The organism is Mangrovivirga cuniculi (assembly GCF_005166025.1).
GTDB lineage: Bacteria > Bacteroidota > Bacteroidia > Cytophagales > Cyclobacteriaceae > Mangrovivirga > Mangrovivirga cuniculi.
This window is the reverse complement of record NZ_CP028923.1, coordinates 2,601,193-2,626,711: the sequence shown is the minus strand read 5'-3', so window position 1 is coordinate 2,626,711 and position 25,519 is coordinate 2,601,193. Positions and strand designations below refer to the sequence as shown.

22 protein-coding genes are annotated in these 25,519 nt (G+C 35.3%); 11 read left to right on the top strand and 11 right to left on the bottom strand.

Going from position 1 to position 25,519, the window contains the following annotated elements; genetic code table 11:
* Positions 1 to 83: 83 nt before the first annotated feature.
* On the bottom strand, positions 84 to 1,886 hold the full coding sequence (locus DCC35_RS11480) for a stage II sporulation protein M (RefSeq protein ID WP_137090938.1): 1,803 nt from the start codon (positions 1,884 to 1,886) through the stop codon (positions 84 to 86).
* A 30-nt stretch (positions 1,887 to 1,916) separates the two neighbouring features.
* On the opposite strand from DCC35_RS11480, the gene DCC35_RS11475 reads away from it, so the two are divergent.
* A complete protein-coding gene (locus tag DCC35_RS11475) occupies positions 1,917 to 2,651 on the top strand; it encodes an RDD family protein (protein ID WP_137090937.1) in 735 nt (244 codons plus the stop codon).
* 9 nt (positions 2,652 to 2,660) lie between these two features.
* Here the strand turns inward: DCC35_RS11475 and DCC35_RS11470 are convergent, their stop codons facing one another.
* Together DCC35_RS11470 and DCC35_RS11465 are read right to left on the bottom strand one after the other, a co-directional pair.
* Entirely contained in the window at positions 2,661 to 3,803 is a 1,143-nt protein-coding gene (locus DCC35_RS11470; RefSeq protein ID WP_137090936.1) for a TlpA disulfide reductase family protein, read from the bottom strand.
* A gap of 42 nt (positions 3,804 to 3,845) precedes the next feature.
* On the bottom strand, positions 3,846 to 4,949 hold the full coding sequence (locus tag DCC35_RS11465; protein ID WP_175402795.1) for an alanine racemase: 1,104 nt from the start codon (positions 4,947 to 4,949) through the stop codon (positions 3,846 to 3,848).
* Between the two features lie 65 nt (positions 4,950 to 5,014).
* Between DCC35_RS11465 and DCC35_RS11460 the strand changes: the two genes are divergently transcribed.
* Together DCC35_RS11460 and DCC35_RS11455 are read left to right on the top strand one after the other, a co-directional pair.
* Positions 5,015 to 5,791, top strand: coding sequence for a type III pantothenate kinase (locus DCC35_RS11460; RefSeq protein ID WP_137090934.1), 777 nt, complete (start codon positions 5,015 to 5,017; stop codon positions 5,789 to 5,791).
* A 161-nt stretch (positions 5,792 to 5,952) separates the two neighbouring features.
* On the top strand, positions 5,953 to 6,261 hold the full coding sequence (locus tag DCC35_RS11455; RefSeq protein ID WP_137090933.1) for an isoamylase early set domain-containing protein: 309 nt from the start codon (positions 5,953 to 5,955) through the stop codon (positions 6,259 to 6,261).
* Between the two features lie 26 nt (positions 6,262 to 6,287).
* On the opposite strand, the gene DCC35_RS11450 is transcribed toward DCC35_RS11455, so the two are convergent.
* The 5 genes from DCC35_RS11450 to DCC35_RS21245 all read right to left on the bottom strand — a co-directional run bounded on the left by DCC35_RS11450 (position 6,288) and on the right by DCC35_RS21245 (position 14,214).
* Positions 6,288 to 8,678, bottom strand: a complete 2,391-nt coding sequence (locus DCC35_RS11450) for a DUF3536 domain-containing protein (RefSeq protein ID WP_137090932.1) — start codon at positions 8,676 to 8,678, stop codon at positions 6,288 to 6,290.
* A 14-nt stretch (positions 8,679 to 8,692) separates the two neighbouring features.
* On the bottom strand, positions 8,693 to 10,627 hold the full coding sequence (gene glgB, locus DCC35_RS11445) for a 1,4-alpha-glucan branching protein GlgB (RefSeq protein ID WP_137090931.1): 1,935 nt from the start codon (positions 10,625 to 10,627) through the stop codon (positions 8,693 to 8,695).
* Positions 10,617 to 12,257, bottom strand: coding sequence for a maltokinase N-terminal cap-like domain-containing protein (locus tag DCC35_RS11440; protein WP_137090930.1), 1,641 nt, complete (start codon positions 12,255 to 12,257; stop codon positions 10,617 to 10,619). Before DCC35_RS11440 ends, glgB begins: the two co-directional genes overlap by 11 nt.
* Before the next feature lie 5 nt (positions 12,258 to 12,262).
* Positions 12,263 to 13,303, bottom strand: coding sequence for an alpha-amylase family protein (locus DCC35_RS21250; RefSeq protein ID WP_246070004.1), 1,041 nt, complete (start codon positions 13,301 to 13,303; stop codon positions 12,263 to 12,265).
* A gap of 179 nt (positions 13,304 to 13,482) precedes the next feature.
* Positions 13,483 to 14,214, bottom strand: coding sequence for a maltotransferase domain-containing protein (locus DCC35_RS21245; protein WP_246070003.1), 732 nt, complete (start codon positions 14,212 to 14,214; stop codon positions 13,483 to 13,485).
* A 189-nt stretch (positions 14,215 to 14,403) separates the two neighbouring features.
* Between DCC35_RS21245 and msrB the strand changes: the two genes are divergently transcribed.
* The 6 genes from msrB (at position 14,404) to DCC35_RS11410 (ending at position 20,479) form a co-directional block, all read left to right on the top strand.
* Positions 14,404 to 14,865, top strand: a complete 462-nt coding sequence (msrB, locus tag DCC35_RS11430) for a peptide-methionine (R)-S-oxide reductase MsrB (RefSeq protein ID WP_137090929.1) — start codon at positions 14,404 to 14,406, stop codon at positions 14,863 to 14,865.
* Positions 14,866 to 15,164: 299 nt separating this feature from the next.
* On the top strand, positions 15,165 to 15,323 hold the full coding sequence (locus DCC35_RS20680; protein ID WP_175402794.1) for a hypothetical protein: 159 nt from the start codon (positions 15,165 to 15,167) through the stop codon (positions 15,321 to 15,323).
* Positions 15,324 to 15,476: 153 nt separating this feature from the next.
* Positions 15,477 to 17,171, top strand: a complete 1,695-nt coding sequence (locus DCC35_RS11425) for a glutamine--tRNA ligase/YqeY domain fusion protein (RefSeq protein WP_137090928.1) — start codon at positions 15,477 to 15,479, stop codon at positions 17,169 to 17,171.
* A gap of 9 nt (positions 17,172 to 17,180) precedes the next feature.
* Complete coding sequence (locus DCC35_RS11420; RefSeq protein WP_137090927.1) at positions 17,181 to 18,677, top strand: M28 family peptidase; 1,497 nt, start codon at positions 17,181 to 17,183, stop codon at positions 18,675 to 18,677.
* Between the two features lie 187 nt (positions 18,678 to 18,864).
* Positions 18,865 to 20,247, top strand: coding sequence for a hypothetical protein (locus DCC35_RS11415; protein WP_217495816.1), 1,383 nt, complete (start codon positions 18,865 to 18,867; stop codon positions 20,245 to 20,247).
* On the top strand, positions 20,234 to 20,479 hold the full coding sequence (locus DCC35_RS11410) for a hypothetical protein (RefSeq protein WP_137090925.1): 246 nt from the start codon (positions 20,234 to 20,236) through the stop codon (positions 20,477 to 20,479). Before DCC35_RS11415 ends, DCC35_RS11410 begins: the two co-directional genes overlap by 14 nt.
* Here the strand turns inward: DCC35_RS11410 and DCC35_RS11405 are convergent.
* Positions 20,474 to 21,262: a PhzF family phenazine biosynthesis protein gene (locus tag DCC35_RS11405; RefSeq protein WP_137090924.1), complete on the bottom strand. Its 789-nt coding sequence runs from the start codon at positions 21,260 to 21,262 to the stop codon at positions 20,474 to 20,476. The two genes, DCC35_RS11410 and DCC35_RS11405, sit on opposite strands and share 6 nt — an antisense overlap.
* A gap of 28 nt (positions 21,263 to 21,290) precedes the next feature.
* Entirely contained in the window at positions 21,291 to 21,986 is a 696-nt protein-coding gene (locus DCC35_RS11400) for an arylesterase (RefSeq protein ID WP_137090923.1), read from the bottom strand.
* A 119-nt stretch (positions 21,987 to 22,105) separates the two neighbouring features.
* On the opposite strand from DCC35_RS11400, the gene DCC35_RS11395 reads away from it, so the two are divergent.
* Together DCC35_RS11395 and DCC35_RS11390 are read left to right on the top strand one after the other, a co-directional pair.
* The gene (locus DCC35_RS11395) at positions 22,106 to 22,795 is read left to right on the top strand and encodes an ABC transporter ATP-binding protein (RefSeq protein WP_137090922.1); all 690 of its coding nucleotides are present in this window, start codon (positions 22,106 to 22,108) and stop codon (positions 22,793 to 22,795) included.
* A complete protein-coding gene (locus DCC35_RS11390; protein WP_137090921.1) occupies positions 22,792 to 25,335 on the top strand; it encodes an ABC transporter permease in 2,544 nt (847 codons plus the stop codon). The genes DCC35_RS11395 and DCC35_RS11390 overlap by 4 nt, the downstream gene beginning before the upstream one ends.
* Here the strand turns inward: DCC35_RS11390 and DCC35_RS20675 are convergent.
* On the bottom strand, positions 25,332 to 25,490 hold the full coding sequence (locus DCC35_RS20675; protein ID WP_175402793.1) for a hypothetical protein: 159 nt from the start codon (positions 25,488 to 25,490) through the stop codon (positions 25,332 to 25,334). The genes DCC35_RS11390 and DCC35_RS20675 overlap by 4 nt on opposite strands.
* Between the last annotated feature and the right edge of the window lie 29 nt (positions 25,491 to 25,519).

The window sequence follows — 25,519 nt, the reverse complement described above, 5'->3', positions numbered from 1 at the left end:
GAGCTTGGATAGATATGATACATATGGAAGTAAAAAAAATATAAAAATAAAAAAATCTGGTTTTACTCATCCCACGTTACTGATTAAACTGTGAATTTTTTCTCGCAAGCCATTTGATTCCGATATTTCTCTGTAAGAGTAAAATATCTGTATCTGTAAAAAAAAGAATAAGGTTGAAATAATGGCAACTTTAAAAGATCGATACTCAATAAATAAATAGAATTAAAAATATCATAACTTTCAAATTGCTCAAAATGCATACTTACCAGGTAATTAACAAAGGAACCTGCTCCCAATAAAAAATCAATTAGATAAGAGATCACAAATGAAAAAAACAGCCAGCTAAGCCCAACTAACAGTACTGAAGAAAAATTAAATTTAAGTACTTTAAATCCTGAACCGATTATTTCAGAAAACCTATAATCTCCTGAAACGGATGCAAAAACAGGAATAATCAAAATAGGAAAGATTATAATTCCTGTTATAGTGAGTAAGAAGAAATTAAAGGTTAAAAGAACACATATAAGTGAAAAGGCAATAACACAATGTAAAAAAACCTGTATAGGTTTAATTTTTATATTGAATTTATTATATATCAGCTTTTGACTATAATAGCCTATAAATGAAGTTGTAAGAACAAAGACTATTAACCAAATCACATTTAGTTCTTCAAATCGCGCTACCAAAGTACTTGCATTATAATAATCATAAATTGAGAAAAAGTCTTCCTTTAAAATAGGATCAATATTTAATAAGGCCCATGTTACTCCGGATATTACAAAAACTAACAGGGTAGTAGCTTTCATTAATTTCTTAAAATTAGACTTTATCAGAAAAAAAGAATCGGTAATAATAAGACCAGGACTTTTGATCAGGTTCCGAAGTTTGAAGTCATGGTTGGCAGTTAAAGGAACCTCTACTTTTTCATCTTTAACCTGGGAAGTTTTATTTAAGAACCAGGGATAAACTATAAAATAACCAACCATTAATACTGCACAAACCAAAATAAATAATAATCTAAATATAATTGGTGTGTCATCAAACCTTGTGATAAAGCTTTCGATGAATGCTGCTATGATTACGAATGGGGCAGTTCCTACAATAATCTTAGTAGACCTTTTTGCCTGGATTAAAAAAGATTGTAATCTCGAATAAGTTCCTGGAAACATCCAGCCTTTTCCAAGAACCAGACCTGCTGCACCTGCCAGAACAATACACGATATCTCTATGGTACCATGAACCCATATTGTTGAAAATGATTCCCAGAACAAGCCTTTTTCAATAAAAAAGTATTGAAATGATCCAATCATTATTCCATTATAAAGAAGAATAATAAAAGTACCAATCAATGAAAAAATGCCAAAGAGATAGGTTTTAGCCATGACAACCATGTTGTTTAAACTTATCCCTACGAACATTGACAGTTCATTATCATCTTTATAAACACCCATTGGATCACCGGCTGCGATGTTTTCTTCTGTCATAGATACGTACTCAGGGCCAAGTATCTGAACGATAAAATCTGGTTGGTAGTGAGCACAAAAAGCGCCTATGGCAAAGAACATCCAGAATAAAATAAATGAAGCCAAAACTTCCTTTCTTGAGTTCCACATAGTTTGTGGAAGATCAAATTTCCAAAAATTCAGGAATCGGTTCATCCCTGTCTTTTTGTTTTTATTTAGGCTATGGTAAAGTCTCTGGCTTATATTATTTAAATAGACCCGGATCATCCTATTTGGATAATGAGATCTGGAGTAGCTTAAATCATCAGTTATTTCAATGTAAAGCTTATGAAATTCATCAGGATTTGATCCTGAAGTTTTCGATAACCTTTCAAAATACTGCCACTTTTCTTTATTTTGTCTGATAAACTCCGATTCGCGCATGGGTCGAAGATACACTAATTAGACATAAAAATGCAAACCATAGAAATTAATACCAGTCAAAATGTTATCATAAGATATGAACTGGCTGGAGCTAAGTACCGAATAATCAGCTACATAATAGATATCCTGATAATTTCTATTGGCTTGGGTCTGCAATTTGCGATTCTTAGTGCTGTAGTGGGAAAATATTTGCAAGAAGTATCCCTGGCCTTTCTTTTTCCCCAGGCGGTTTTTTATAGTTTGTTTTTTGAGATCATACTTAATGGACAGACACCCGGTAAAAGAATATTAAAGTTTCAAGCTGTTAAAATAACAGGGGAACAAGCATCCTGGGGCGATTATTTTCTAAGATGGGCCCTTAAGCCAGTTGATGTTATTTTTACTATCGGATCAATTGCGATTTTATCAATTACATCCACAAAATATGCCCAAAGACTAGGTGATATTGCGGCTAATACCACAGTAATTAAATTATCACCCAAGTATAACATCTCTCTTGATGATATATTAAAATTATCAGACAGGTCAAATTATGAACCTATGTTTCCTCAAGTAACTTCATTAAATGATGAATACGTTCTCGCTCTTAAAGAAATAAAGGAAAGAACAAAGCAGTATAACAATGAGGTTAACAGGAAAATATACCAGGAAATGGTTGATGATTTGGTTAACAGGCTGGAAATAAAAAGAAACGAACTCAAATTCAGAAATAAAGATGAGTTCGTTTCAAAAATCATTGATGACTATGTTTCTCTGACAAGGTAATCAGAGCATTTAGATTTCCTTCCGGAAAATCTCTTCAAGTTTTGTGTTTAAGCTTTCTCCTCGTAATCCTGAGGCAATGATTTTTCCTTCAGGATCAATCAGTACCGTATGAGGGATAGAGTTGACAACATATTTTTTTGCAGCCTCATTTCCCCAACCCTGAAGATCCGATACATGAGCCCAATTAATATTATCAGCTTCTATGGCACTTATCCAGGCTTTTTCATTTTGATCTAATGAAACACCGAAAATTTCAAAATCTTCTCCCTTAAATCGATCATATAGTTTCACCATATAAGGGTTTTCTTTTCTACAAGGCCCACACCAACTTGCCCAAAAATCGATTAAGACGTATTTACCTTTGAAATCGGATAATTTAAGCGTATCTCCATCAGGAGTTTCCTGAGAAATTTCAGGAGCTGAATTTCCGGTTTTTACAACTTGCAAACGCTCCAGACGATCAGTAAGGTATTGCATTACTTTTGTATCCTCCTGAGAAGACCCTACCAAGCTTACTAAACTATCTAATTGCTCATAGTTTTTTCCATACATTAATTCCGTGCGGATTAGAAGAGGTCCAATATAGGAATCAGGATTGTCAGCAATATAATCTTTAACAAGATTTACTCTTTCGTCATATACACTAGTCAGCTGACTTCTTATTTCATTTTTATCTTCCTCTGTCCCTGTACTGTCAGCTCGATAATATTCACTTATCAAAGAATCATACATTTCAGCCTTATAGTTATTTTTCTTCTCCTGAAATGCTAAAAATTCATTATGTACTTCTGAACCCTTGATATCAATCGGATTTTCCCTGTCTTGAGGATCGATGAATAAATCGATTGTATCGGGAGTTAGAATTATGTGATTAAAACGCAAGTTTTGCTTTCCGATCTGAATACCTACAGCTTCAGGTCCCTGCCAATCCAAAACAAAATTAAATTTGCCCGAATCAAGCATTACAGAATCGATAGCTCCTTCTGCAGGGTTAATGCTGGAATAGATATAAACCATTTCACGATCACCTACATTCATGACAGAACCATTGAGAACCAATTGATCGTTTGTCTCTTCTTTAGATTCCTCTTCGTTACCACATGAAAAAAGAACGATTACTGAAAGTAAAAAATAAAAGTATTTTAGACTCATAATATTTTTGCAGTTAATTTAATTTCTATTCCTAAATATAGATTAATTATAGCAATGTCCCAGATCTGAAACATTAAAACGTTCTATTCTACTGCCATTAAATTCATAATAACACCCCATTGCTGAAGCGGTGTGGCAGGAATGAACAGGTAAAACACCAATTACATCACCTGGTGATGGTAAATCGTGCTCTTCTGACCATCTGATCACCCCATGTTCCTGCGAAAGCTTGTAAATATTACCTACTATTTCCAGCTCCCATTTATCCTCCTTGATCTTTACTATTTTACCATAACTATCTTCCTCACCCTGAAGATAATCCTTTGCCAGATGAACAGCTCCTCCGTAAGAAATAACCCTCCTTGATTCTTCATAAACTGCAACTACAGGTGATGAAAGGCAAATGGCAATATCATTTAACTCACATGCTTCAAAAGTATTTTGCATTAGATCATAAAACACAAAATTACCGGGTCGCAATTCATCAACACCCTCAAAATAGTCGAATGAAGAACAAGAAGGTGTATCTCCATATGACACTTTGATATCTTTTTTAAATTCACCTAAGACAGATCTCAATTCTTTTATAATCCTGATTGCTTCCAGGTGTTTCTTTTCCTGCTGATCAACATCGTTTATGTAAAGATCTCCCTTATGGATCATTAAGCCTTTGAAGTTTAAGAATTGATGTTCGTTGACCCTTTTAATCACTTCAATCGCATCCTCCTGATTTTTATAATCTATTCCACTTCTGTAATAATTAATATCTGTTTCTATCCAAACATCAATATTAGATTTCGCTTCATTCAATAACTGATCCAATACTTTAATATCAGAAATGCAAATACCTAATTTTATCTTTTTCCCTAAAGTATTAATTAAGTTCATTTCCCTGATGTTTAAGGGAAATGCTATCAAAATGTCTTTCCAACCATACCTGGCAAAATATTCTGCCATTTGCGGCGAAGAAACTGCAATTTTATCAATACCCTGTTCACGTATCCAATCACCAATTTCAACAGATTGGTGAGTCTTAAAATGAGGCCTGAGATCCTTTTTCAAATCTGAAGCTTTTTGCTTCATTCTTTTGACATTCTTTAAAACCTTCTCTTTATCAACCAGTAGTGCAGGGTAATCAAATTTCATAGGATTATTATTTATCATAAAGTAAGCTCATTAAATATAAATTACTTTTATTTGTGTCGAAAATTATGAAGACACTATTATCGATCGATATTGGTAACTCAGACATGGTTGTCGGTTTATGGAGAGACGACAAAATAGAATTCATTTGGCGTACTCCATCTTCGAAAGAGAAAAATGCGGAAGCTTTTCAAATGATTTTTCGGGAATGGCTTCTAGAGTCTGATATAAAGATCAGTGAAGTAGATTCTATTTCCTTAAGTAGTGTGGTGCCGGAATTATCTGATACAGTGAGTAAAGCTGTAAAGGGATTATTTGAAATCAATCCTTTAATTATTGGTCCGGATGTTTATCATAAAATCCCAATTTCAACTGAAAGACCAACGGAGATCGGTTCGGATCTGATGTGTAATGCCCTTGCAGCCTACATAAGAGCAGGAAGAAAAGCTTGCATAGTGGTAGATTTTGGTACTGCTTTAACCTTTACTTCTGTTAATAATGATGGAAGTGTTGCTGGTGTAGCAATTGCCCCTGGATTAAAAACTGCAATCAGGGCCCTTACTCAAAACACAGCTAAATTACCTGAAGTCCCACTTGAAATGCCTACTTCGGTTCTTGGTAAAAACACCGTTCATGCCATACAAGCAGGAATACTTAGCGGATATACCGGGCTGGTCGAAAAAATGGTTCAATTGATCAAAGAAGAACTCAAAACTCCAATGAATGTCTATGCTACAGGTGGTCTTTCATCAATTTTATCACCGCTAAAGGATAGTTTTGACATTGTAGATGTAAATCTGACCCTCGACGGATTACGTCTGATGAACCATTTTTACGAAAAATAAAACCGTAATCGTTTGATTAATAGTTGTATTATCTTTTTATCAATTTTTCATTAATTTCTTTTACTAAATTTCAATTTTATAGTTATCAATCTGTTAAAAGTGCACTTTAGGGTTGAAATAATTAAAAATTGGTGGTTCTTTGAATAAAAATTCAATCCATCATGAGTATCAAGAAACAGTACCTAAAGAGCAAGCCAGAATGTAAAGTGACTTTTTTAATTCCTAAAGAATTAGGAGAGAGAGCACAAACAGCAAGTATCGTAGCTGATTTTGCAAATTGGGATAAGGATGCAATCCCGATGAAAAAACTAAAATCAGGTGAATTTAAAGTTGTAAAAAACCTTAAAGCAGGAGGAGAGTACCAGTTCAGATATTTGATCGACGGAAAAATCTGGGAAAACGATCCGGAAGCTGATAAATACGTACCGAATAATCTTACTTTTGAAGATAATTCTGTAGTAATTGTATAAAATAAAGCCCGGTTCTACCGGGTTTTTTATTTTCCATTTTCCCTGATACCATCGGGGTTTAAATTCAATTCTTTAGCGAGATCTTCTATTAAATATATTTTATCCTGCATAAATGGATCATAACCTCTGATCAAATTAAACGTGAGGTTTTGTATTTTCTTAAAATTACTCTCAAGTCCAATAGATCTCATTAGAACAATAGATTTTCTAATATCACCAATTAATGACTCATCCTCCGGTTTTTCAATAAATTCATTTAGCATGGAAATAAGCTTACTATTAACCAATGGATTTAATATTATATTATTGACAGATACATTCCATTTAATAGCATCTCGCACTATACTTTCCAGCTTATTCATGTCGAGTTTGTCATTTAAAAAGACCTTCTTTAATTCACTTTGAACAACACCTTCAATATTTCTTTGTAATGCTAAGGGTATATGGAGACCACTATTTTTCATCACGTTAAGTAAATTATAATTTCTTTCATAAATACGGCGGTATGAAGCCTCTGCCTGACCAATACTTTCCTGAAGTACAGTATCCAGAAGCTTGTTTTGCTCATCTCTGAACATATCAAAGAAACTAAAATTTTTGGATTTGAAATTTGCTCTTATAATATCAATAGTCTTTGACAGATTGCCTTTGTTAAACTCATTTCTAATATCCTTGGCTACTTTATCGAAAGATTCATCGTCCAGTTTATTGGAGGAACTTCCAAATAATTGATGCTGCCCAAGATATACAATTACAAACCAGAATACTTTTTCACTCTGAGTTACTTTACTAACAACCTTCGTTTTTCCAAGGGCTAATTTTTGAATTCCTGCCTCGTATCTTTTATAAATTTCACTTTCACAATCATAATTTAAAACAGAAAGCATTGCCGGATTATCAGCAAAAAGAGAGTTTACAGCATAGTGGAGTCCAATATTAGTTAACGTTAACCTACCGCTTCTAACATGCCTTTCATAAATGTCTTTTCCTGAACCATAAGCTTCAATATTACTAAAAGCCGTTCCAAGTCTTTTAGAAAATTCTTTTTCAAGACCTATTTTGGCTTCACTTTCTGCTAACTGAATGGCACGATCAGCATATTGAAGTATCTGGACTGTTTCAATACCTGATAATTCATCAAAGAACCAGCCACAACTTGTAAACATCAACAGACTTTGTCTTTGAAGTTCTAAAAGTCTCAATAAATGAGTTTTTTCCTTTTGATCAATTGGTATTCTTTTAACATTTTTGCTGATGAATCTATCAACAGAACTTTTAGAACGGTCCAGCAAAACTTCAATGTATTTATCTCTTAATTCCCAGGGATCCGTCTCAAATTTTTGCATTTCAGCTTCGTAGGCTTCTGATAATTGATCCCTTAGCCAGTTTAATGATTCTCTTAATCCGGTTCTCCATTTTTGATTCCAATCAGGATGTCCACCGGTACTACAACCACAATCAGCCTTCCATCTATCAACCCCATGAACACAACTCCAGGAACTATCCTCATGAATCTCAGCTTCGTGAACCGGTGGATTTATATCTAGATATTGGCCATAATTGGTAAGTTCAATATCTTCTGTTGTTTCTATTTTTCTCAGACAATAGGCGAGTGCCATTTCTCCATAACTATGATGATGACCATAACTTTCTCCATCAGTAGCGACATGAACGAGTTGGCTTTCCTTATCAGATTCGTCAAAAGAACTAGTTAAATGAGCTGCGAATTTCTCACCATCAGAAAGTAAACCTTTAAACGCAATTTCTTGTGAACGATCACCGTCGTAAAAAAACAAATTCATTTTTCGTCCGGACGGTAGATTAATGAAGTAGGACTTTCTTGTATTTATTCCGTCTTGCCATTCAGTTTCACCTTCTTTCCTGAACCGCTTTGCCTGCCTTGGAGCCAGCAAAGTATACCTAATACCGTGCTTAGCCATCAGATCCAGGGATTCTAAATCTACAGCTGTTTCTGCCAGCCACATTCCTTCGGGTTTTCTTTTATACCTATATTCAAAATCCTGAATACCCCATATAATTTGAGTTTCTTTATCGCGGGAATTAGCAAGAGGCATTATAATATGATTATATACCTGGGCCATTGCTGATCCGTGACCATTAAATCGGGTCATACTTTCAATATCAGCTTCAAGTATACCCTTATAGGTTGATGGCTCATGTTCTTCCATCCAGGAAAGAAGCGTCGGACCAAAATTGTAACTTATTTTACTGTAGTTATTTACAATATTAATGATCTTTCCCTCCTCATCAAGAACCCTTGCCTGTGCATTTGGTCCATAGCATTCAAAATTGATTCTCTCATTCCAGTCATGGAATGGAAAAGCAGATTCCTGAACTTCAATTTTTCCAACCAGGCATTTTCTCTCGGTGGTTGATAAAAATGCCCGTGTATACATATATATTTCTTCATTTACTTCTTTCTTAAAATACTAACCCCCAAAGGAGAAAGATTCAGCTTTAATTTATGCTGATGACCATGCATTTCACCTTTAGATGTTTTTAATACACCTCCATTATACTGGTCACTTCCCCCGTACTTTTCATAATCAGAATTGATTATTTCTTCATATTCCCCTTCATAAGGTACTCCGATTTCATATTTTTCTCTTGGTACAGGTGTGAAATTTATAGCCACAAATAATGTATTCTCTTTGTAGTGGCCTTTTCTCATAAAGACAATAACTGAATTGGCCGCATCAGTATAATCTATCCATTCAAATCCTTCAGCACTGAATTGCTTCTCATATAATCCTGGTGAATCCTTGTATAAATTATTGAGATCTTTTACCCATTCGAAGATTCCCTGGTGATATTTATGCTCTGTAAGCCACCAATCCAGACTCTTGTCGTGTTTCCATTCATCACTCTGGCCTATTTCTCCACTCATAAATAATAAATTAGTTCCGGGATGAGTGTACATATAACCATATAAACAACGAAGATTAGCGAATTTCTGCCATTCATCTCCAGGCATTCTTGATAAAAGAGATCCCTTGCCATGAACTACTTCATCGTGAGAAAGAGGAAGCATGAAATTTTCCGTGAATGCATAAGTCATGCTAAAGGTGATTTCATTTTGATGATGTTGTCTGTAAAGAGTGTCTTTACTAAAGTACTCTAATGTGTCATTCATCCAACCCATCATCCATTTCATACCAAAGCCCAGGCCTCCTAAATAAGTTGGTTTGGTCACCATCGGCCATGAAGTACTTTCTTCAGCGATAGTTTGAATACCTTCAAAGTTTGCATAGACGGTTTCATTCATTTCTTTCATGAAATCGATTGCTTCCAGATTTTCTCTTCCACCATATTTATTTGGTATCCATTCCCCTTCCTTACGGGAATAATCAAGGTAAAGCATGGAAGCTACAGCATCCACTCTAAGTCCATCAGCATGAAATTTTTCAAACCAGAAGCATGCATTTGATATTAGAAATGATTTCACTTCACTTCTGCCATAGTTAAATATATAGCTGTTCCAGTCAGGATGATATCCCTGGCGAGGATCCTCATGCTCAAAAAGGTGAGTACCGTCAAAGCGATGCAATCCATGAGCATCATTTGGAAAATGGGAGGGTACCCAATCAAGATAGACACCAATTCCTTCGTTATGAAAGCTTTCCATCAGGTACATGAAATCCTGAGGTGTACCGTAGCGTGAAGATGGTGCAAAATACCCAGTCACCTGGTATCCCCAGCTGCCAAAAAACGGATGCTCCATAACAGGCATAAATTCAACATGGGTAAATCCAAGCTCCTTAACATAAGGCACCAGATCTTTCGCTAATTCTTTATATGAAAATGATCGGTTATTATCATCATACTTTCTCTTCCAGGATCCAAGGTGAACTTCATATACGCTAATCGGTCGATCGAGTGAATTGATTTCCTTCCGTTTATTCATCCAATCATCATCACTCCACTTATAATCAATATCCCAGACTATTGAAGCAGTATTCGGTGGAACTTCCCAGAAAATCGCAAAAGGATCTCCTTTTTCTAAAATTTCACCTGTTTGCTGATTATGTATACGATACTTATAAATAGTTCCATTATCGACACCCGGAATAAATCCTTCCCAGATACCAGAACCATCCCATCTTGGAAACAAATAATGTTGATCACCATTCCAGCCGTTAAAATCACCAATCACACTCACTTTAGAAGCGTTAGGAGCCCATAAAGCAAAATAAACTCCATGCTGATCTTCATTTTCAGTTACCCTGCTACCCAGTTTTTCATAAAGCTTAAAATGCTTACCAGTATTAAATAAACCTATATCAAAATCAGTCAGTAACGAATATCCCTGAACCTGATTGTCAGGTGACTCATGATTATTTTTCATTTTCTTCTACTTTTAATATTTGCATTATTCCCTTTAAAGGAATTATTGCCCAGTCCGGCCTGGCATTCAATTCATACCCTAATTCATACACTGCTTTTTCCAGTAAATGATACTTTAAAAGATATTTTATCTCATCGTTATATCCGATATCGAGATTATTTTTAAAAGCAATCCTACAGTATTTGTCCATAAATACATTTGTGATAACCCTGAATAATTTTGAGCCTAATAAAGAGCACTCATCTTTATTATCCCTGTATTTATCAGATTTGAATAGCGTTGCATAAATGGCATAGTGAAAAGAGCGAAACATACCTGCAACATCTTTTAATGGAGATTGCTTAACCTTTCTATCTCTGATCGTACTTTCTGGCTCACCTTCAAAATCAAGAATAAAAAAGTCATTATCAGTGAGAAGAACCTGACCCAAATGATAATCCCCGTGTATTCTAATTCTTTTACTATTAAGTTTTAGCTCATCAAAGGATAGAAAATGCTTAATTATATCTGATTTATGAGCGATAAACTCATGAGCATAATCCAATCCAACTCCTTCAAGTTTATGCAGATTTGATTCAAGCATATTATATCGGTTCTCAAAAATATATATCAAGCGATTTTTTAACCATACACTAAAATCACTATTATATGATCTTGGAACGAAATGTCTGTCAATTTTATTTGAAGCTAAGGCTACATGCATTTGAGCAGTCCTTTTAGCAAGAATCTCAATATTATTTAAAAAGTCATTTCCTATCAATTCCCTATACTGATCGGGTATAGAAGATGCTTTCATTCTTTTTAAATATTTCAATTTCGGTAGTTCAGAAATATTCAGGTCTGAAGAAAGAAAATTATCAAAGGCTGTTTCGATCTTTTGCAACATATATTCCCATCCCTCTCCATCATTGGGGATAAGCTCTGTCATAAGAGCAATTGAAACAGTGAAATTTCCCGATCTCACCCAGGAAACACTTCCACCATAACTTGGTGCATGAGTGAATTCAGCATATTCAGATAAAAACCTCACTAATTCATGATCGGGATTATGATCCATGAATAGTTTTCTATATATCTTTAAAATATATCTGTCATTATAAATAATAGAAGTGTTACTCTGTTCTACATCAAGAAGCTTACTGTGGATTCGATCTCCTTCCTTTTCAGTCATTATTTTTCCTCTTTCGAAAACAAAGAAGTTATCCACTCCGATATTAGTTTTACTCGATTTAATTATATGATTAAAAAGAGCGTTCCTGTAATCTTCCAGATATACCGCTTCAACTAAATAACCGGATTTTTCTTCAATTACACATTTACCTAAAATTTGGATACTTTCCTCTTCAGGTAGCACTGTTACGAACGATAAGGGTAATAAATACGTCTCCGTATATCCAGGTTCATATATTACTTCAACTATCACATGATAGTAATATCCAAAATCTGTTGGTAGAGGTAGAATCCTTTCAATTTTGAACACTTTTACCGGGGTGCTTTTCCCTGCAAACCATCGACGTTTTGTTATATATTGAGGGACCCATTCTTCGATAAAAGCATCACGAAACAAGGGGTCTTCAAATACCTCTTGCCATTTATGAGTTGTATGCACCGCTCTTATCAGGGGTTCCATTTCTTTTAATGACTTATTTTTAACAAATGAAAGGGAAGAGAGGATGGATTAAGTTCTACGAAATTCCATTCTTTATCCCAGAGATATGAATTCTCAGATAAAAGATCAGTTACGGTAAAATGATGACCTTCTTCACGTCCGAGAATATCAAGTGGCAATTGTAGCCAACCTGATTGAGTATAGTGAGGATCCAGATTGACTACCATTAGTAATTGATCCTTCTTATCTTCAGACTCTTTGTAATAAGCAATTATCTGTTCATTGTCTACTTCACATTTTTTGTAATTATAGGTATCCTGTAATGCAGGATGTTCCTTTCTGAATTGATTTATCTTCTTTATAATGTGTTTTAATTTCGTATCAATTTTCCATTCCCAGGTTTTCTTTTCATACTTTTCTGAATTCATGTATTCCTCTTTTCCCGGATATGCTTCGTGAACCATATTTTCAAAAACCGGACCATATATACCATAATTTGAAGAAAGAGTAGCAGCCATGAAATATCTGGTCATGAACGTTGCAGGATAACCACTTTGTAATGAATATGGATTGATATCCGGAGTATTAGGCCAAAAATTAGGACGGAAATAATATTTACCTTGTCCATTAACCAATTCATCCATATACTCTTCAATTTCATACTTACTGTTTCTCCAGGTATAATAAGTATATGACTGAGTAAAACCGACTTTGGCTAGTTCATGCATTACCCTGGGTCTTGTAAACGCTTCTGATAAAAAAATTATATCAGGATATTTAGCCTTCACCTCATTGATTATCCAATGCCAGAATCTGTACGGTTTTGTATGTGGATTATCGACCCGGAATATAGTTATTCCCAATTCAATCCAATATTCCAATATGGAGTAAAGCTCTTTCCAGAGGTTTTTCCAGTCTTTGGTCTCAAAGTTTATTGGGAGAATATCCTGGTATTTCTTTGGGGGATTTTCAGCGTATTGAACAGTCCCATCCGCCCTCCATTTAAACCATTCAGGATGTTCCTTAACATATGGATGGTCAGGGGCACATTGCAGGGCATAATCCATGGCAATTTCAATACCTTGTTTTTTTGCTTCTGAAATAAGGGCTTTATAATCTTCTACACTTCCCAGCTCAGGGTGAAGATCTTTATGGCCGCCTTTTTCACTTCCTATAGCCCATGGACTACCGACATCTCCTTCTTCTGCTGTAACGGCATTATTTTTACCTTTTCTATGACTAATCCCTATAGGATGTACCGGGGAAGATATAAAACGTCAAACCCTAATTCAGCTACATAAGGTAATCTCTTAATACAATCCTTGAAAGTCCCATGAGTATCAGTATAATCACCGGCTGACCGTGGAAAAAACTCATACCAACTACTGAATAAAGCTTTTTGTCTGTCGACATACACTTTCAGATCATTATCATAAATAGTTTTAAACTCTTTTACAGGGTACTTTTTAAATAGGTAGAGTAATTTATCTCCCAGTGCATATTCAATGGTTTCAGGATTTTGAATTCCCTCATTAAAAAGTTGAATTCCCTTTTCAAGGTATTTTTTATCAGTCTTGCTGGCTTTCTTGAGAATATTATTAAGGTAATTGACACCATCCAGCAATTCAACATTGACTGGTTGTTTCCCTTCGACTTTTCTTTTTAATTCATATTGCCAATTCAAAGCATGATCGACCCAACCTTCAAGTTTAAATTCAAAGATACCTTGCTTTTCAGGCACAAAATCGGCAAACCAATGATCATTTATATCAAAAATTAAAGGTGTTTCGCTCCATGATCTTGCATTTTTATGTTTGTATAATAAAGAACCATTTACAACATCATGACCATCGCCAAAAAGGTCGCATTCAACTCTGATTTTTTTTCCTACGATACCCTTTGCATAATACTGACCATTATTAATCTCAGGAATTACAGATTCGATAATTACTCTGCTTTGTCCCTTGTAATTTCTCATTATTGGTTGATTAATTTATAAGTATAATATATTATGACCAATACAAGATAACAATAATAAAAATGCTTTTACACCTATATACAAGTGAATATTTTATGCAAACGATTTAAACCAAAATTTTACTAAATTCAGGCATGTACGAATCGTTAAAGATTATAACAATCAATTGATAATTATAGTTAAACAGACATGGAAAAAGTTAAAATGAATTTCGTTGAGAAGGATCATAAATTTGAAATAACAGTTGATAACAAGGAGTGGGAAAAGCGTCTCGGTCCGACAAGATATTTTATTTGCCGTGAAGCCGGAACAGAAAGGCCTTTTACCGGAGAATATAATGATCATACAGAGAAAGGTGTTTATTATAGTGCGGCGACACTTGAGCCTTTATTTGATTCAAAGGATAAATTCGAAAGTGGTTGCGGATGGCCTTCTTTCACAAAACCTATCACAGAAAATGCGGTACTATATCGTGAAGACCATAGTCATGGTATGCATAGAATTGAAGTATTAGATGCAAAATCCGGCAGCCACCTTGGCCATGTATTTAATGATGGGCCTGAACCCACAGGATTGCGTTATTGTATTAATTCCGCAGCATTGATTTTTGTCAAAGAAGGAGAGAGCAAACCTGAGTTTAATCCATATTAGGTATAATCCAGGTAACCTCCAGTGTAATAATATCTGAAGATTTCAACCCACTTTTTAAACTGAAATTAAATTAATCATGTTTTCAAAAGGAAAAATGATATCACCAATAGTGTGTGATTGTCATTTTTTGACATTATCTGATATTTATCGCCTTCTATCGAATATTGTACCGATGTAAGTTAATTCTCAATTCAGGGTGGTTGGTGAGTACAATTACTGGTTTCTTTGTAAAAGTTGTGCATGAGGAAAGAATGATTTACTTGTTTGACTATTACTTTTTAAACCTAATTAACTTTTTTATGAAAAAGATTTTTGCACTTTTAACTTTAGTTTCTTTAGGGTTAACCTCATGCGGTTATTACACTTGCCCTACTTATGCTGATACAACAACACCTGTTGAAAAAACACAGCAAGTAGAAGTAGATATGACGACAGAGGGGGAAACAGTGAATGGTTAAGTGAAATAACGACACGATAATACCAAAAGGTTTTCCCCGAAGGAAAACCTTTCTTTTTTTATAAACCTTCCTATTTAAAATTTAGCTCAATTTCATCTCTTTTTAAGTTGCTATGCGTATTTTCGCATTAATATCAGTAAAGATAAAAAGCATATGTCTACTAAAGAGGGAGATAAGAAAAAAAAGTCACTCAACTTTATTGAGCAAAGAATTAACCACGACAATAAAACAGGGAGATACGACAACAAAGTCCATACTCGTTTTCCTCCTGAACCTAATGGCTATCTTCATATCGGTCACGCTAAATCAATTTGCCTGAATTTTGGTGTTGCGGAAGATTACAAGGGCAAAACTAATCTGCGTTTTGATGATACAAATCCTTTGAAAGAATCGACTGAATACGTTGATGCGATAAGAGAGGATGTCAAATGGCTCGGTTTTGACTGGGATGACCGTGAATTTTTTGCCTCAGATTACTTTGATAATCTATATGATTATGCAGTACAGCTAATCAAAAAAGGCAAAGCTTATGTTGATGATCAGTCTGTTGAAGAAATTGCTGAAAACAGGGGTACTCCAACAGTTCCAGGTAAAGAAAGTCCATATAGAAACAGATCTGTAGAAGAAAATCTTAAACTCTTTGAGAAAATGAAAAATGGAGAGTTTAAGGATGGAGAAAAAATTCTTCGCGCAAAAATTGATATGTCGAGTCCGAATATGCACATGAGAGACCCGGCATTATATAGAATTAGAAAAGTAGATCATCATCGAACAGGTGATCAATGGTCTATTTACCCAATGTATGATTTCGCTCACTGTCTGTCAGATAGTCTTGAAGGAATCACTCATAGTTTGTGTACTCTTGAATTTGAAGTACACAGGCCACTATACGATTGGATTCTTGATGAATTAGAAGTTTTCCATCCTCAGCAAATTGAATTTGCCAGGCTTAACCTGAATTATACAGTGATGAGTAAGAGAAAATTACTCGAGCTTGTTGAAGGCAATTACGTTTCCGGATGGGATGATCCAAGAATGCCAACTATTAGTGGTATGAGAAGAAGAGGCTATACTCCTGATAGTATTAGAAATTTTTGTGAAACAATAGGGGTTGCAAAAAGAGATGGTATAGTTGACATCGCACTTCTGGAGCATAGCGTGAGGGAAGATCTCAATAAAAAGGCTAACCGTGTAATGGGTGTCTTAAATCCTGTCAAAGTGATAATAACAAATTATCCTGAAGGAGAAACTGAGGAGCTTCCTGCGATCAATAATCCTGAAGACGAAAGTGCCGGAAAAAGGCATATTCCATTCGGAAGGGAAATTTATATTGACAAAGCCGACTTTATGGAAGATCCACCTCGTAAGTTTTTCCGTCTTGGTCCTGGAAGAAATGTTCGGCTGAAATACGCTTATATCATTACTTGTGATGATTATAAGAAAAATGAAGAAACAGGAGAAATTGAAGAAATCTACTGCACCTATCATAAAGACAGCAAATCAGGCGAGGACACCAGTGGAATTAAACCAAAGGGTACTTTAAGTTGGGTTCATGCAACAAGTGCATTGGCTATTACCGTTAATATGTATGACAGGTTGTTTAACGTCGAAGCACCTACAGCAGATAAAGAAAAAGATTTTAAAGAGTTTCTCAATCCTGAAAGTTTAACTGTTGCAAAAAATGCAAAGGTTGAGCCATCGGTAAAAGATGCGGAACCAGGAACTACTGTTCAATTCGAAAGACAAGGATATTTCTGTGTAGACCTTGATTCCACAGAAGATAATCTTATATTTAATAGAACAGTAACTCTAAAAGACAGCTGGTCTAAACATAAAGGAAAAAAATAACCACGCACAATGAATAATCAACTTAAATTAATCTGTTTACTAATACTATCATCCTTCGTGATAAATGCTCAGGATGAAAAAGAAAGTAAACTAACAAAGCAAGTTCACAATGTAATTGATAAGGATCAATCAAAAGACTGGATCTACAGGTTATCCTCAGATGATTTTGGTGGTAGAGGCACAGGTACTGCCGGAATAGATTCTGCAGCCAATTTGATTATTTCTTATTGGAAAGAATTAGGTATTATGCCGATGGGAAGCACTGATTCTTACAAGCAATATGTGGGACTTAGAAAATCGATGCCTGGAAAACAAAAATCTATTTTCCAAATTGATGAAAGCACGTATACACAGGGAGAACAATTACTTTTCTTTACAGGTGCCGGATCATACGATGCCGAATTAATCTTTGTCGGACATGGTTCAGAAGACGCTTTAAAAAACCTCAATATTGATGGTAAAATAGTAATTTCCTGGGCTGGTTCAGAAGAAAATCAGCATCCTATGGCAATGCTTGAGGCGAGCAGTAAAAAGATTGACCTGGTAAAGGAAAATGGAGGCATCGCATTAATTGAGCTGTATAAGTCTGATAAAGTACCCTGGCCGATTATTGTCAGAAACCTTAACAAAGAACAAGTTGTATTAGACCAGGGTAATGAAACCTTCCCCTATGGATGGTTAAACTACAATAATGACACGATGCATACTATGATCACTGAGATTAAGCAAGGTGAGGATACAAATGCATCGATTACAGCTTATAGTAATTCCGAAAAAATAGATGCATATAACCTTGTTGGTGTTATCGAAGGAACTGATCCTAGATTAAAGGAAAAATACATAGCTGTAACTGCTCATTATGATCACCTGGGAACAGGAAGAGCGATAGAAGGTGATTCGGTGTATAACGGTGCACGTGATAATGCTTTAGGTGTTGGTGCTATAATGAACGCCGCAAAGTTTTTCACAGAACATCCGCCTAAAAGATCAATCATTCTTATAGCTTTCACTGCAGAGGAAATGGGATTACTGGGAAGTATCTGGTATGCAGACCATCCTGTAATTCCATTAGATCAAACAGTTTATAATCTCAATGCAGATGGAGCTGGATATAATGATACAACACGAGTAAGCGTGATCGGATTGAACCGTACGAACGTAAAGAATTATATTTATAATGCCGCAAATGCACATGGTTTAGAGGCAGGTGATGATCCGGCTCCGGAACAGAACCTTTTCGACCGGTCTGATAATGCTTCTTTTGCCAGAAAAGGTGTACCTAGTATTACAATGGCTCCAGGAATGAAAAGCTTCAACCAGGAAATTTTCAAATATTATCACAATCCTGCTGATGAGGCTGAATCATTAAACTTTGAATACCTGGTAAAATATTGGAGTACTTTTGTTCAAACTGCAGCGATGATTGCTAATTCTGCATTTACTCCATATTGGATGGAAGGAGACAGTTATGAAAGTCGGGCCAAAGTTTTATATGGCATTAATTGACAATTGATTAAAATATATCTAAGCCGGTTAGTTTTAACCGGCTTTTTTATGTTCCTAAGTTTATTCAAACTAGTTTTAAGCAACTCATTGTCAGGTCAAAACAAAATAAAATGATAGTAGATAACCCACTGTAACAAAAGATACAGAAATAAGGCTTCTATTTCCCGAACATTGCATTAAAAAAGCAATGAGAGGAATATTGATTTTGCTGATATTTCCAGTCTTATTAATGGCTCAAGATCATGAGCTCGATACGATTCAGGAAGACAGCTGGGAACTTCATTCATTAAGTGACTATTTCTCAAAAGGTAAGATCAAGGGTCATTTTCGAACCTATTTTATGGCTACCAATAATACTAAAGATCTGTCGGACTATTATGCTGTCGGAACCGGCCTTGGAATAGGATACGAGACCGCAGTTTATAAAGGACTGCAAGGAGTAATCAGCGGGTTTATAATTCACAATATATCTTCATCGGATTTGACTGCTCCAGATCCTACCACAGGAGTATTAAATCGTTACGAGATCGGGTTATTTGATATAGAGCACCGTGACAACAAACATGATCTGGACAGGCTTGAAGAGCTATATATTAAGTATACCAACAATGATCACACATTAATTTTCGGTAAGCAATTTTTAGAAACGCCTGTTTTAAATGCACAGGATAGTAGAATGCGCCCCAACTTATTCGAAGGACTCACATACGAATATATAAACCCTGACAAAAAGATAAACTGGGGTGGTGGGTTTATATATAGATTTTCTCCCAGATCTACAGTAGATTGGTACTCTACCACTGAAACTATCGGATTATATAATAGCTTATCCGAAGAAAATGATAAAATTTTCCCTGAATCGAAGGGAGTAGTCTATGGTAAAATAGGCTATATGACTAACAAATTTAAAATTGATTTATGGGACTTTTACTTTGAGAATCTGATTAATAATTCACTGTTAACTACCACTTTTGAAAATAATCATTTTAAGTTCGGGCTTCAACTATTTTATCAAAGAAGCATGGTAAATGAATCATTTGAAGACTTTTATTATAAAGCTGATCATTCATCCGGTTATCTTTCAACAATGGTCGGATATAAATTCAATAAGGGTATAATTAAGGCTGCCTTTTCAAGGATCTCAAATAGTGGCCAGCTATTGATCCCTAGAGAATATGGCAAAGAAAAGATGTATACCACAATGCCCCGGGAAAGAATAGAAGGAATTGCAGATGCTAATGCATTTTATCTTTCAACAGATTTAAAGTTATCTGAGTCAATAGATCTGCGGACTAGTGCAGGATATTATGATTTACCTGAACCAACTGATTCAATAAAAAACAGGTATGGATTACCTTCTTTTTACCATGGTGTAATTGATATAAATTATGAATTTCATGGGTTCCTAAATGGAATGGAAGCCCACTTATTATTAACACATAAATTGGCTAAAGCTGATAATATTGAACCCAGGTATAAAATTAACAGAGTCAATATGACCAATTTTAGTTTTATACTCAATTATCATTTTAACCAATCAAAACAAGAAGACTATCATGGACATAAATAAAATAAAAGAATTAATATTACCGTTAATCTTATCTTTAACCCTTGGATTAGCTCCCTTCTTTCCCGAACCTCATATCCTAGGAAAAATAAAATGGGTTGCTGGTGGAGCTAATGGTATGCAACTAATCGACTGGTTTGACCTCGTCCTTCATGGAGCTCCATGGTTATTGCTGTTAATCACCATTGTAAGATTGATTATACCAGAGAAAAAGGATTCGGGACAAACATCATAGGTCTTTTAAAGTGCCTTTAGAGTATTTTTTATAACAAGAACGGATAAGGACTCTTCCGTCATTAACATAGCCTTTAAAATAACCACCTCTCTGACTTAATTGATGAGCTTTCAAAGTATCAGTTTTAAGATTTTTAGCCCAAAATGGAAACAGTGCTGCATGAGATGAACCTGTGGCCTGATCTTCCAGGGCCTCTACATGAGGAACAATGGTGCGACTCACAAAGTCAACCTGATCTCCCGGAGCAGTAACAGCATAACCAAATACCTTTATTTTTCTCAAAAGTTCAAAGTTTGGTTTCATTTTAGCAAGCCTTTTTTCAGAGTCTAATACAACGACATGCTTATTATTTGTTTTAAAATAACTTTCTATATCAACACCTAGTGCTTCTTCAAGACCTTTAGGAATAGAAGCATGTTCTGACTCGATTCCTGCTAACTCAATAGAACATTCATCATTTAAATACCTTTCTCCGTTGATAATTCCTCCGGCATAATTTAATTCTACTGTCCCGGGTTCATCCAACAGAAAAGCAACTGCTCCAAAAGCACCATGACCACATAAGTCAATTTCTGCATCCGGGGCAAACCACCTAAGGTGGAATTCTTCATTAAATTCATCGTGATAAATAAATGTAGTCGCCGGTTGATTTAAAATCCGGGCATACTCTTGCATTTGCTTTTCCTTTAGTGGCACATTTATATGTACGACTGCAGTTGTATTCCCTTTTAGATCTTTTTTATCAGTAAAGGCTGATATGATTGAGAACTCTAAATTTTTCATGTCGGTTTTAGTTAATATTTCTTTTTGGTTAAAGAACCTGCTCAGTTAGAACTTTTGATAAATTGCGAGCTGTAATTTTATGACCTTTAACATTTGGATGGATCCCATCATCCTGATTAAGACTGTCAATTCCAGCAACATCCTGTAATAAAAACGGCATAAATTCCACGTTTTGTTCTTCGGCAACTTTAGGAAAAACCGCTAAAAAAGCAGAACTATAATCAGGTCCCATATTTGGAGGAACCATCATTCCGGTTAATAATATTTTAACATCCGGATCAGCTTTTCTTACTTTTTTTATTATTTCTGTCAGGTTTCGATAAGTTTCATCAACAGGAATTCCCCTTAACCCGTCATTTGCTCCAAGTTCCAGAACAAAAACATCAAACTCAGTATTTTCTATAACCCAATCGAGTCTGGATAAACCGGAGGCAGTTGTTTCACCACTTACACCGGCATTTACTATCTCATAGTCATATCCCAGGGAATCAAGTATATTTTCAGTAACTGAAGGAAAAGATTGATCAGGATCTACGCCTAATCCAGCAGTAAGACTATTTCCATAAAACAAAATCACTTTGGAAGATTCATTCTTCTCTTCTAATTCGTTTTCTGAAACTTTATCCTTTTTCTTCTCATCTATATTACTGGACCTTTGATTCTGGTTATTATTATTGCAACTGAAACAGATTGCGCAAAATATTAAAATGAAATATTTGTTCATAACTCTAATATGCCATTAATGACACCTATTCGCCAAACAACTAAATCTTTTAAGTGTTTAGTTTATTGATTAATAAATTTATATAATATCAAGTTAATATAAATAAGAGATTATCGCACATGACAGATATATTAAGAGTCGAGAAGCTTAAGAAAGTATATAAATCGGGAGATCATGAATTAACTATACTCCATGATATTGATTTTCAAATTGCAAGAGGAAGTAGTTGTGCCATTATCGGTCCAAGTGGTAGCGGAAAAACTACATTACTGGGACTCTGTGCAGGCCTGGACACTATTACTGAGGGAATAATTGAACTTGACGGACATGTGATAAATAACATGAGTGAAGATGAACGGGCAGAATTGAGAAATCGTGAAGTCGGGTTTATATTTCAAAGCTTTAATTTAATTCAATCCATCACTGCTCTTGAGAATGTAGCAATTCCCTTAGAACTTTTGGGTGATAAAAACGCTATTAAATCAGCTAAAGATTGGCTTGATAGGGTAGGACTGGCAGATCGAGCATCTCATTACCCGTCACAACTATCAGGAGGCGAACAACAACGAGTCGCTATCGCCAGGGCGTTTGCCAATAATCCCAAAATACTTTTTGCTGATGAGCCAACAGGTAATCTGGATAGTGAAACTGGTAAAAAGATAGAAAACTTACTGTTTTCAATGAATGCTGAACAAGGCACCACACTAGTAACAGTTACTCATGACCAGACTCTGGCTGTTCAGGCTGAAAGAATTCTGGAAATGAAAGGTGGAATGATCATTTCTGATAAAACGACACAAACTGTATGATAAAACCAGGAAACAAATCATTGAGATGGAAGGCTTTGATGGCCTATAGGGATGGGAAAAGATCAATTGGAAAGTTAATTCTTATCGTCAATGGAATTATCCTCGGTATCGGAGCCCTGGTAGCTATAAATTCTTTTAGTGCAGGACTTAAAAATCAAATTGATAATGAAGCCAAAGAGCTCCTTGGGGCTGATATTGAAGTCACTTCAAGAAATAAAGAGATTCCAAAAGAAGTTTACGAACTGGCTGATTCACTGAATATGGAAATAAGTGAAGAAATCAGGTTTGCTTCTATGGCATACTTTCCTAAAACAGGAGATTCAAGACTTGTAAACGTAAGGGCTGTAGAAGAATCTTTTCCCTTTTACGGAGAAATTGAAACATCACCTTTAGGTAAGGGAAAAACTTTTAACCAGGAAAAAAAGGCTGTAGTAGAGCAGTCGTTAATGAATCAATTTAATGCTTCCACTGGTGATCAGGTTAAAATTGGTGATAAAGAATATCCAATAGCTGCTGCTATTACTAAAGTTCCAGGTGAATCCGGGTTTGCCAGTTCGTTTGCCACACCTGTGTATATTCCACTATCAACCATTGAAGAAACAGGCCTGATACAATTTGGGTCCAGAATCACATATAAAGCCTATTTGAAATATCCTCCCGGATTCAGTCAAAAGACATTTGAAGAAGTAGTTAAGCCAAAGTTTGAAGCTCTGGACGTTCGGTTTGATGATGTTGAAGAAAGAAAAGAAGAATTGGGTGAAGCTTACAGTGACCTGGGGAGTTTTCTTAATCTGACAGCATTCATAGCACTATTACTTGGGTGCCTTGGGGTAGGATCTTCTATTCATTCATACATCAAGGAAAAAACAAATCAGACTGCCATTCTCAGATGTCTGGGAACAACAGGTAAAACAGCTATGCAAATCTACCTGATTCAGATAATGTCTGTTGCTTTCATTGGCTCCCTTATCGGTGCGGGTATTGGAGTGCTAATTCAGTTTATTTTACCTGAATTATTTAAGGATTTTATTCCTTTTGATATTGATATGATGCTACATATACCATCGATAGTTTCGGGAATTGCTACAGGGGTAATAGTAACATTATTGTTTTCACTAATTCCGCTTATACAGGCTAAAAATGTTTCACCTTTACAAGCAATAAGATCTTCAGTTCAACCGGTTAAAATTCCAAAGATCAATTACTTATTATACATAATACTTATAATATTTATTTATCTGTTTTCTTTTTACCAGATGAGAGATGCAATAGGTGCTGTATATTTTACTATTGCTATCCTTTTTTCCTTTGGAATATTATGGACTGTAGCACAGGGAATCATATATCTTGTAAAGAAATTTTTTCCCAATAAAGCCGGATTTATATGGCGACAAGGACTTGCAAATTTATTTCGTCCTAATAATCAAACCACCACATTGGTGATGTCTGCTGGATTGGGTACTGCTTTATTGTGTACCATCTATTTAACACAAGACCTGTTATTAAGTAAAGTAAACTTTGTATCCTCAGGTGAAAGACCAAGTATAGTTGCCTTTGATGTACAAAGTGATCAGATTGATTCGCTGGAAGACCTGACACAACAGAAGGGTATGCCAGTAATCAATTCTGTACCCATCGTTACAATCAAATTGCATAGTATAAAAGGCAGGCCTGTAGAAGAGATCGATAAAGATACAACTTCAAAAATCCGTGGCTGGGTATTAAACAGGGAATACCGCGTCACTTACAGAGATCATCTCATAGAAAGCGAAGAATTGCTAGAAGGTGAATTTACTGGTGAAGTGGAAAAGGGAGATCCGGTATATATTTCTCTCGATCAAGGAATTGCTGAGGATATGCTGGTTAAAGTTGGAGATAATCTAACTTTTAACGTACAGGGAGCTTTAATTGAAACCACTGTAGGAAGTATAAGGAAAGTAAACTGGCAAAGATTACAAACAAATTTTTTGGTGTTATTTCCTGAAGGAGTACTAAATAAGGCCCCTAAGTTTCACGTCTTGCTTACGAGGGCTGAAACCCCTGAAGCTACTGCTGCATATCGTAATACAGTGGCTCGAGACTTTCCGAATATCTCTATAATAGATCTGAATTTGGTTATTAATACTATTGAAAATATAGTTGATAAGATCTCATATATCGTGCAATTTATGGCCTGGCTATGTATTCTGACTGGAATTTTAGTTTTATATTCATCCATCAGATCATCCAAAGATGCCAGATTAAGAGAAAATGTGTTATTGAGAACGATCGGAGCAAATAAAAAGCAGGTAAGAGGAATTATTTTTACTGAATATTTAATTCTTGGAACCATATCAGCTTTTATGGGGATTCTTATTGCTATTTTGGGATCATGGTTATTAGCCTATTTTAGTTTTGAAACGAAATTTACCTTTTCTGTTGTTCCTCTATTAATCATTTTTGGAATAATTGCAGGCCTTATAATTACAATAGGGGTGATCAACTCAAAAAGTGCAACCAGAAGCTCTCCATTAGAAGTATTACGTAAAGAAGCAGCCTAAAATATAATCCAAAATATCAGTAAAAGTATTGCCAGGGCAATTGCCACATATTTTAAAAGTGGTGATTGCTTTGGGAATTCGTACTGGCAAATCGGACAAACATCTGCTTTTTCATCTATTTCCATTGCACATGATGGACATTCTTTAGTTTTCATATAAAAAAATTACCTCTTGAAATTTTATT